This is a genomic window from Streptomyces sioyaensis (genome assembly GCF_004122735.1).
Lineage (GTDB): Bacteria > Actinomycetota > Actinomycetes > Streptomycetales > Streptomycetaceae > Streptomyces > Streptomyces sioyaensis.
Genome location: NZ_SDIF01000200.1, coordinates 1 through 7725, shown reverse-complemented (window position 1 = coordinate 7725; position 7725 = coordinate 1). Strand labels below are relative to the sequence as shown.

At 74.0% G+C, this 7725-nt stretch carries 6 protein-coding genes; 4 read left to right on the top strand and 2 right to left on the bottom strand.

Annotated elements, in window-relative coordinates; all coding sequences use genetic code 11:
• Nucleotides 1-312 precede the first annotated feature (312 nt).
• Together EST54_RS32430 and EST54_RS32425 are read left to right on the top strand one after the other, a co-directional pair.
• Nucleotides 313-3519, top strand: coding sequence for a sacsin N-terminal ATP-binding-like domain-containing protein (locus EST54_RS32430; protein ID WP_372448255.1), 3207 nt, complete (start codon nt 313-315; stop codon nt 3517-3519).
• 157 nt (nt 3520-3676) lie between these two features.
• Nucleotides 3677-4264: a GNAT family N-acetyltransferase gene (locus EST54_RS32425; RefSeq protein WP_129251263.1), complete on the top strand. Its 588-nt coding sequence runs from the start codon at nt 3677-3679 to the stop codon at nt 4262-4264.
• A gap of 14 nt (nt 4265-4278) precedes the next feature.
• Here EST54_RS32425 and EST54_RS32420 read toward each other — a convergent pair whose 3' ends face one another.
• Both EST54_RS32420 and EST54_RS32415 read right to left on the bottom strand, forming a co-directional pair.
• Nucleotides 4279-4926 carry a response regulator transcription factor gene (locus EST54_RS32420; RefSeq protein WP_129251262.1) on the bottom strand — a complete coding sequence of 216 codons (648 nt, stop codon included), beginning with the start codon at nt 4924-4926 and terminating at the stop codon, nt 4279-4281.
• On the bottom strand, nt 4911-6194 hold the full coding sequence (locus EST54_RS32415) for a sensor histidine kinase (RefSeq protein WP_129251261.1): 1284 nt from the start codon (nt 6192-6194) through the stop codon (nt 4911-4913). Before EST54_RS32415 ends, EST54_RS32420 begins: the two co-directional genes overlap by 16 nt.
• 155 nt (nt 6195-6349) lie before the next feature.
• Here EST54_RS32415 and EST54_RS32410 point away from each other — a divergent pair, with 155 nt between their 5' ends.
• Nucleotides 6350-6808, top strand: a complete 459-nt coding sequence (locus EST54_RS32410) for a hypothetical protein (protein ID WP_129251260.1) — start codon at nt 6350-6352, stop codon at nt 6806-6808.
• A gap of 258 nt (nt 6809-7066) precedes the next feature.
• On the top strand, nt 7067-7582 hold the full coding sequence (locus tag EST54_RS32405) for a hypothetical protein (RefSeq protein ID WP_129251259.1): 516 nt from the start codon (nt 7067-7069) through the stop codon (nt 7580-7582).
• Nucleotides 7583-7725 lie beyond the last annotated feature (143 nt).

The window sequence follows — 7725 nt, the reverse complement described above, 5'->3', positions numbered from 1 at the left end:
CCCCATCGCTACGGGAGGGGGCAGGGGCGGAGGGGTGTGTTGTCGGACGTAAAGCGAAGCAGTCCGACAACACACCCCGGAGCCCCTGCCCCCGGCACCCACCACACACGCAGTGGGGCCCCACCCCACAACCAACCCCGCTCCCGCCGGAGGCGGGGAACGAACCACAGGACGGACACGGCGCGAAACCCGGCAACGTGGGGCGATACCGTCGGGCGCACCGACATATGAGGGAGACGGACAGTGACAGCTACGTCCTGGGTGCGAGGCGCGGCCGGAGATCCGTTCGGGACGGGCCGGCTCCGGCGTGGGGTGCTGGATGCCTGGGCCGCGTCGCCCGCCCGGTTCCGGGAGGATGCCAACGCCGAGGAGGACCTCGCGCTCGGCGGCTACCGTGACCGGCTCGTCGTGGAGCTGGCGCAGAACGCGGCGGACGCGGCGGCCCGGGCCGGTGTCCCCGGCCGGCTCCGGCTGACCCTGCACGCGGCCGACCGCGACGCCCCCGCCGTGCTCGTCGCGTCCAACACCGGTGCCCCGCTCGACGCGACCGGCGTCGAGTCGCTGTCGACGCTGCGGGCCTCCGCGAAGCGGGAGACCAGTGTGGCGGCCGGTGCGGTCGGCCGGTTCGGTGTGGGCTTCGCCGCGGTGCTGTCCGTGAGTGACGAGCCGGCGCTGGTGGGCCGTACCGGAGGCGTGCGCTGGTCGCTGGCCGAGGCCCGGGCGATGGCGGAAGAGGTGGCGGCGCACAGCCCCGGCCTGGGCGGCGAGCTGCGCCGCCGGGACGGGCACGTCCCGCTGCTGCGGCTGCCGTTGCCCGCGGAGGGCGGGGCGCCCGAAGGGTACGACACCGCCGTCGTGCTGCCGCTGCGGGACGTCGCGGCGCAGGATCTCGCCGAGCGGCTGCTGGCGGGGATCGACGCGGCGCTGCTGCTGACGCTGCCGGGGCTGGCCGAGGTCGTGGTCGAGACCCCGGAGGGCGTACGGGAGTTGCGGCGCCGGCAGGACGGTCCGTACGTCCTGATCGAGGACAGCGCGCGGGGCGCCACCCGGTGGCGGGTGGCCAGCGACGGTGGTCCGCTGGACCCGGCGCTGCTGGCGGACCGGCCGGTCGAGGAGCGGCTGCGGCCGGTCTGGTCGGTGACCTGGGCGGTGCCGGTGGACGACGCCGGCGCACCGGCCCGGCCGGGGACGGCGCCGGTCGTCCACGCGCCGACGCCGACGGACGAGCCGCTGGGCCTGCCCGCGCTGCTGATCGCCTCGTTCCCGCTGGAGCCGACCCGGCGGCATGTCGCCCCGGGCCCGCTCGCAGACTTCCTGGTGGGCCGGGCGGCCGCGGCCTACGCGTCGCTGCTGGGCGAGTGGCAGCCGGTGTCGGTCGGCACCCTCGACCTGGTGCCGGGGCCGCTGGGCAAGGGCGGTCTGGACGGTGAGCTGCGCCGCCAGGTGCTGGAGCTGCTGCCGCGGGTGCGGTTCCTGCCGAGCGCGGGCGCGCCGCGCGACGGTGTGCGGGCCGAGCCCGAGGCGCCGGCGGCGGGCGAGTGGGACGAGGGCGACGGCGGCGTGGACCGCTATGTGCTGCGGCCGGTGGACGCCGAGCTGGTGGAGGGCGCGGGCGCGGCGACCGTCGGGGTGCTGGCCGAGCTGTTCCCGAGCCTGCTGCCGGCCGGCCTCGAACGCCGCCCGGAGCTGCGGGCGTTGGGCGTGGCCCGGGTACCGCTCGGCGAGATGGTCGACCGGCTGGCGGGCGTCGAACGCTCGCCCGGCTGGTGGTGGCGGCTCTACGACGCGCTGGCCGGCACCGACCCGGACCGGCTCAGCGGACTGCCGGTGCCGCTGGCGGGCACCGCGGGCCAGGGCCCCGGCGGGGTGCAGGGCACCGTACGGACCACGATCGGGCCGCGTCAGGTGCTGCTGCCGCAGCCCGCCGCCGGCCCCGACGAGGACGCCGCGGCACGGCACCGCACCCTGGCCCGGCTGGGGCTGAAGGTCGCCCACCCCGACGCGGTGCACCCGCTGCTGGAGAAGCTGGGCGCCACCCCGGCCGCGCCGCGCGCCGTGCTGACCACGCCCCAGGTGCGGGCGGCCGTGGCGAACTCGCTGGACGCGGACGAGGACGCGTACGACGTCTTCGCCGACGAGCCGGGCGGGGCCCCGCTGGGCGCCGAGGAGCTGGCCGAGACGGTGCTCGGCCTGGTCCGGGACGCCAACCTCGCGCCGGGCGACGAGCCCTGGCTGGGGGCGCTCGCGCTGCCCGACGAGGACGGTGAGCTGGCGCCCGCCGGCGAACTGGTGTACCCGGGCAGCGACTTCGAGCGGGTCATCCGGGAAGGTGAACTCGCCGCCTGTGACGGGGAGTTGGCCGACCGGTGGGGCGAGCAGCCGCTGACGGCCGTGGGCGTCATGGCCGCCTTCGCGCTCGTCCGGGCCACCGATGTCGTGCTCGACCCGGACGAAATGGAGCCGCGGGACGGGGACTTCGCCGAGCCGGACGACGTCGGCCTGCTGGACGCGGTGGACGTGTGGTGCGAGGACATCCTCGACGCGCTGCCGGAGACCGCCGTACCGCCGGTGGTGACCGAACTCGTCGCGGTCCGCGACCTCGACCTGGTCGACGACGACGCCTGGCCCCAGGTGCTGGCGATGCTGTCCCAGCCGCCGCTGCGCGACGCCCTGACCGCGCCCGTCCGGGTCCTGCTCCCGGACGGCACCACCGAGTCCGTCCGCCCCTACACCGCCTGGTGGCTGCGCGGGCACCCGGTGCTGGACGGGCGCTGGCCCGCCGGTCTGCGGTCCGCCGGCGGTGACCCGCTGCTGGCCGGGCTGTACGAGTCCGCGGACGCGGGGGAGGTCGACGCGCAGGTCCTGCGGGCGCTCGGCGTGCGCACCTCGGTCTCCGCGCTCCTGGACGAGCCGGGCGGCGCGGCGGAGCTGCTCTCTCGGCTCGCCGACCCGGACCTGCCCGTCGGCACCGCCCAACTGCACGCCCTCTACGGCATGCTGGCCGGCCTGGACCCCGATCAGGTGACCCTGCCCGACGAGCTGCGCGCCGTGGTCGACCGCGAGGTCCGGGTGGTGGACGCGGCCGACGCGGTGGTCGCCGACGCACCGGATCTGCTGCCGCTCGCCCGTGACCTGGCCCTGCTCCCGGTGCGCCCGGGCCGCGCCGCCGCGCTGACGGAGCTGCTCCAGGTACCGCGGCTGAGCGAGGCGCTCGCCGCCGGGGTGCGCTCCCAGGGCGTACGCCACGACGTGCCGGAAGTCGTACGGGTCCTGCTCGGCGCCACCACCCCCGAGTCGTACCTGGAGCACGAGGAACTGCTCGTCGACGGCCCCGACGGCCCCACCGAACTGGACTGGCGCCGGACCCCGGACGGCACCGTGCACGCCGCGACCCTGGAGGGCGTGGCGGCGGGCCTGGTCTGGGCCGCCGGCCAGTGGCCCCGCCGCTTCGAGGTCGCGGCCCTCCTGGAGGACCCGGAGCGGGGCGAGGAGCTGGGGCGGGCGCGCTGGTTCGACTGACGGAGCGGGACCGGGACCGGGCGTGGGACGGGGACCGGGCGTGGGACCGGTCCCCGTCGCGGGGGTGCGTCCGCGGGCGAGACGGGGCCGGTGGTGCGTCGTGTGCGCGGCCGCACACCGTGGCGCCGCACGCCGGGGCAGGGAGATGATGCCGCCCATGCCTCTCGCGATCACGCCCGCCCTGGCCGCCGGATCCCTCTCGGCCGCCCCGCAGCCTTCTCTCCCCTCACCCGGCGGCGAGTTGCTGTTGCGCCCCTGGGAGCCGGCCGACGCCCCCGTCCTGCAAGCCGCCTACCAGGACCAAGAGATCCGGCGCTGGCACATGCACCATGTGACGTCCCCGGCGGAAGCGCGGGAGTGGATCGCGGCCGCCCATCGTTCCTGGGAGCAGGAGCGGGACGCCCAGTGGGCCATCACCCGGGCCGCCGGCGGCGAGATCCTCGGCCGGGCGGGCCTGCGCCGGATGGATCTGGACCATGGCGAAGCCGAGTGCGCGTACTGGGTCCTGCCGCACGCCCGCGGCACCGGCGTCGCCCCGCGCGCCCTCGCCACGCTGGCCGCCTGGGCGCTGGACGAGGCCGGCTTCCACCGCCTCGAACTCGCCCACTCGACCGCCAACGAGCCCTCCTGCCGGGTCGCCGCCAAGTCCGGCTTCCTCCTGGAGGGCACCCGCCGCAGCGCCCATCTGCAACAGGACGGCTGGCACGACATGCACCTTCATGCCCGGGTCCAGGGCGACGCTTGACCGGGCGCGGTCGACTAAGGCTTGTTCAGGTAAGCGAGGACAGCCCGCACGCGCCGGTTGCTGTTGTCGTCGTCGGTAAGGCCGAGCTTGGCGAACAGGGAGGTGGTGTACTTGCTGATGGTGCCTTCGCTGAGGAAGAGGCGGTGGCCGATCGCCTGGTTGGACAGGCCCTCGGCCATGAGGGCCAGTACCGAGTGTTCGCGTTCGGTGAGCCGGTCGAGGCTCTGGTTCGGGGAGCCGGTGGACAGCAGTTTCGCGATGACGGCCGGGTCCATGGCGGTGCCGCCGGCCGCGACGCGTTCCAGGGCGTCGAGGAATTGGTCGGCGTCGAACACGCTCTCCTTGAGGAGGTAGCCGACGCCGCCGGAGCCGTCGGCCAGGAGCTCCCGGGCGTACAGCTGCTCGACGTGCTGGGAGAGGATGAGGACCGGCAGTCCGGGCATCTCGCTGCGGGCGGCGAGGGCCGCCCGCAGGCCCTCGTCCGACTGGTTCGGCGGCATGCGGACGTCGATGACGGACACATCCGGGCGCCAGGTCCGCAGCGCCTCCAGCGTCTCGGGTCCGGTGGCCGCCGTCGCCACCACCTGGTGCCCGCACGCCTCGATCAGGCGGACCATCCCGTCGCGCAGGAGGTAGAGGTCTTCGGCTACGACGATTCGCATGGCACCGCCATCGTGACACGGGTCGGGCCGCCCGAGGGGCTGGTGATTTCCACGGTGCCGTCGAAGACCGCGAGACGGCGGCGCAGGCCGTCGAGTCCGCCGCCGGACCGGATGTCGGCGCCGCCCCGGCCGTCGTCCTCGACCTCGGCGACCAGGCCGGCCTCGTCCCGGGTGAGGCAGATACGTGCCCGGGATGCCTGGGCGTGCCGGACCGCGTTGGTCAGCAGTTCGGCGACGCCGAAGTAGACAGCGGACTCGATCGGCGGGTCCAGGTGCAGGGGGGCGTCAGCGGTGACGGCCACGTCCAGCGGGCTGTCCAGGGCGAGCGCCCGGACGGCGTCGACGAGCCCCCGCTCGTTCAGCACCGGCGGGCTGATCCCCCGGACCAGCTCGCGCATCTCGGCCAGCGAGGCGGCGGCGCCGGCCCGCGCCTCCCGCAGCAGCTCCCGGGCCTGGTCGGGGTCGGTCCGCATCAGCTTCTCCGCGGTCGCCAGGGCGAGCCCGAGCGCCACCAGGCGGGCCTGCGCCCCGTCGTGCAGGTCCCGCTCGATCCGGCGGATCTCGGCGGCCTGCGCGATTGTGGTGTCCGCGCGCTGGGCGGTCAACTCGTCGACGCGGTCCGCCAGTTCCATGGCGGGCGACGGGCGCAGGAAGCGGACGGCCACCGGCCGGAGGGGCCGCCAGGCGTACGGGGCGGAGGCGACGGCCAACACCAGGCCGAGCGCCCCGACGACGCGCGCGACCGGCTCCGGCCGGCCGAGCCCGAGGACCGCCGCGGCCACCCCGGCCGGCGGGAGGGCGGCGACCACGCCCGCGGTGAGCGGCACGACCGCCGTGAACCGCAGGTCGCGCCAGTTGGCGGGGTCGCGCCACCGGAGGCGCCACTTCTGGTCCAGGAGGGCGTCGCGGCTGGTCCGTTCGTAGCTGAAGCCGTTCCACCAGTACCCGGTGGACATCCGCGTCACCGGCCCGGCCTGCCGGTATCCGGCGGGGATGGCGGTGGCCGTCCACCTCGCGACGAGGAAGCGGACCAGCTGGCAGACCGGGCGGGACAGGGTGAGCGCGCCGACGGTCACCAGCACGCACGGTGCCACCCACGACCACGGGTTGCCCGCGCCCCACCAGATCCCCAGTCCCACGGCGGCGGCCCACACGGCCGGTACCAGCATGCTGACGACCACCACGACGCACGCCCGTAGGAACCCCACGACGCACGCCCGTATGAATCCCACGGCGGCGCCTGCCCACCGCGAACCCAGCTGTCTCATGTTCCTCTTCCCTCTCGCTTGCCGTTCGGTGCTTTCACTGTGCACCGCGCGGAGCCCGCTGCTGCCCTGGTCAGCCGGGGAGTGGGGCTGGCCCCACCCACCCGTGGGTCCAGGCCGATACCGCGTCGGCCAAGCGCTTCGTAGCGTCGCTGAGCATGGAAACCACTACGTACACCACAGCCCATACGCACACCGCGGCCGGTGCCGGTCGCTTCGAATCTCCGCACACCCGGCAGGCCTTCGGGACGGTGAGGGCTCTTGTCGCCGCGTACGGCCTGCTCGGCGTCGGCGTCCTCGTCACCGTCGCCGTCCTCGCGATGACCGGGCACGCGGTGACCTCGTTCATGTGGGGCCGGTCGGCAGGGGTGTTCGCGAGCGCCGCCGTCGCCTACTGGCTGACCGGCCGCGCCGCGCGCGGAGCGCGCTGGGCCTACCTGCGCATGCGCATCATCTCGCTCGTCGTGCCTCCCGCGATCATCGCCATCGACGTGCTCCCCGGCACCCTGCCGGCGTGGTTCGTCCTGCTCCAGGCCACCTGCGCGCTCGCCATCGGCGCAGCCGCCTTTCCCCTCAACGGGGCTCGGCTGCGCGCCGCGTTCGGCAAGGCGCGCTGATCGGACGTCGGGTGCCCCCTACGGCCCCGAGAGGCGTGAATTGCATATCTCACTACTCTGGAAGAAAGACGTCTGGCGGCAGGACATCGTCCGGCTGTGCGGCCCAACTGCTCTCCCCTGGAATGCCGAGCGCAGTTGGGTGCAGCCGTGGGTGAGAGGACAGGTGCCCTGGTGGGACCGGGTGGGCCGTACGTAATGGGAACCCCGCAGTAGACCCTTTTGATTTCGGATGGTCAGAGCGTCAGGAAGGCTGAGGCAATGGCAACAGAAACACACGCGTTCGTCGACTGGACGTCCCGCGATAGTGATCAAAGGGCGACCGGGGCCATGGACGGCAGAACGGTGACGGTCCGCGGACCCCTGAGGGAAACGGATCTCAACGAGGAGTACACCGGATTCGGAACATCGTCGTTCGATCCATCGCTGCCCACGTCCGACGCGATAGAACTCAAGAGCAAGCCGGAAAATCCTGAGTTCACCGTCGACTTCGGTGCCGAAGTGCATGATGCCGTCTTCTACCTGGGATCGCTCGGCTCGATCCTGACGCTTCCGGTGGATACCGTCGCCACCAAGCTCAGTGGCGACCAAGACTTCACCGTCGAGAACAACAACGTGGTCGTGGGTGTGGCGAAGAATGCCACGGCCACCGCGCCTTCCGATTCCAACGGCAGCGTTCGCATCAGCAGGCCCACGCCCTTCCGGTCGATCACATTCAACCTGAAGCCGAACGCCGCCATCGAGGAGGACGGCGTCATGCTCCAGATCGGCGGTTAGACGTCATCCCCTGTCGCTGAACACCCCAGCACGACGGCCGGGGGTTCCGACGCTCCCGATCCCCAGGTCAAAGCCCTCCCCGCCCCGACGGAGGCCCTCCCGCCCCGGCTGAGTCGTCCTCGAACCCAGCTGCGCCGCCGCCC